Source organism: Alkalibaculum bacchi (genome assembly GCF_937875145.1).
Classification (GTDB): domain Bacteria; phylum Bacillota; class Clostridia; order Eubacteriales; family Alkalibacteraceae; genus Alkalibaculum; species Alkalibaculum bacchi_A.
The window spans coordinates 1-1,884 of sequence record NZ_CALNCS010000174.1 but is presented as its reverse complement, the minus strand read 5'-3'; the positions used below and the strand labels follow the sequence as shown (position 1 = coordinate 1,884).

Genomic DNA, 1,884 nt, shown 5'->3' with positions numbered 1-1,884 from the left:
GAAACCGTCGTCTTCAATCTTTATCGGGTGGAGAAAAACAAAAGGCAATGCTATCATGTCTAATTGCTCTTAATCCTCAGTGGCTACTCCTAGATGAGCCGTTTGCAAATGTTGATGAAAAGTCAGCTAAGGAATTAGTTCAAAAAATTCATAAGCTGCATAAAAAGGGTGTTGGAATACTTGTTGTGGACCATCGTCTTGACTATTGGCTGCAAATAGCAGATGAAATTCGACTTATGAATAGGGAAAATGGTATAGTGCAAACAAACTTTATACTAGAAGATATATCAGCTAAAATAATGATAGAAGCAGAGAACACAAAGGATGTACAAGAATACGAGACAATTCTTCAGCTTAATGATCTAACAGTATCACGTAATGAAAATACTATACTTAATAAAGTAAATTTTGAATTTGAACGCAACAAAATTTACTTTATTATCGGAGAAAGCGGCAGTGGAAAAAGTACACTTTTTGGTACAATTAGTGGATTGTATAAATACGAAGGCGATATCCTTCTAAAGGGAAAGAATATTAAAAAGAGAAAAAATTATAAAGCAGGTATGATTGGTTTTGTTACTCAAAGCCCACAAGACCAATTTGTATCAAATACAGTACTAGAGGAAATCGAGCTGGGACTTAAAATACGTTCATCCAATAAAGATGTTCAAAAAGAAGCAGAATCAATTCTAAGAGAAATTGATTTGTGGAAATACAGAAACTTTTCACCTTATATGCTTAGCCAAGGACAACAGCGAAGACTTGGAGTCGCATCGCTGCTTGCCTACGACTGTGAAATTTTAATCTGTGATGAACCAACATATGCTCAGGATTCTGACAATACGGTATCTATTATGAATGCTTTAATAAATAAAGCCAAGGAACGTGGCATGACTCTGATTATTTCAACCCACGATTTAAAACTTGCAAAATACTATGCAGAGGTAATCATTGAACTAAAGGAGGGAAAGTTGTATGAATACTCTAAATCCAGTATTTAAATTGTTAGGTATTTTGATTCCTACATTTCTTCTAGCGGCTTTTCATAATCCTATACTCAATATTATAGTATTTGTTATTTGTATAATACTAATGCTACTATCGAAAGTATCGTTCAAACGATTGTTTCTGCTTATGTTACCTATCCTGCTTGTAGCAGTTGGAATGTTCTTTACTGGTTACCACTTTCAGGTTCAAGAAGGTGCGCCAGTTAATCCAGATAGTTTGGACTTAACAAATAATGCTATATGGAATGGCATGATTTTTTCAAGCAGAGTGCTTGCCTATGCTGGTTTAGGTTTTCTATTTGTACTGACTACCAATAAAATGGAACTGATCCGCTCCTTTCAGCAACAGCTTCATTTACCACCTATATTCGCATATGGACTATTGGCTGCATGGAATATCTTCCCTAATATTATGGAAGAATACAAAAAAACACGGGCGGCATTTAGAGCCAGAGGTGTAAATACTTTTGCCATTTCACCAGCACTGCTAAAACCTATGCTAGTAAAAGCAGTACTTTGGTCAGAGGCTCTGGCTATAGCCATGGAGTCTAAAGGATTTAATTCTAATGCCAAAAGAACTGAGTATTATGTCATGGAAACTACCCTTAAAGACTTAATTTTTCCTGTAACTACCACTATCGGATTACTATTTATACAAAATCTAATACTAAGACATATTAATTTAATACTATAAAACAAGGGCTATGCACTAGAATATAAATTATCCTAGTGGACAGCCCTTGTTATTAAATCTTTTCTAATTCCTCTAAATCTTTTCTGATAACATCTCTTACTTTTTCCCTTGCTTCAGTCAATGGAAGTCTTAGACCTCCGACATTTATACCTATCATGTTGAGTGCAGCCTTTACAGGTATCG

2 protein-coding genes are annotated in these 1,884 nt (G+C 34.9%); both read left to right on the top strand.

The window, feature by feature from the left end:
- On the top strand, positions 1-1,001 hold a 1,001-nt coding region (locus Q7P22_RS10275), incomplete at its 5' end, for an ATP-binding cassette domain-containing protein (RefSeq protein ID WP_303863852.1).
- The gene (locus Q7P22_RS10270) at positions 976-1,701 is read left to right on the top strand and encodes an energy-coupling factor transporter transmembrane protein EcfT (protein ID WP_303863850.1); all 726 of its coding nucleotides are present in this window, start codon (positions 976-978) and stop codon (positions 1,699-1,701) included. The genes Q7P22_RS10275 and Q7P22_RS10270, both read left to right, overlap by 26 nt.
- The last annotated feature ends 183 nt before the right edge of the window (positions 1,702-1,884 follow it).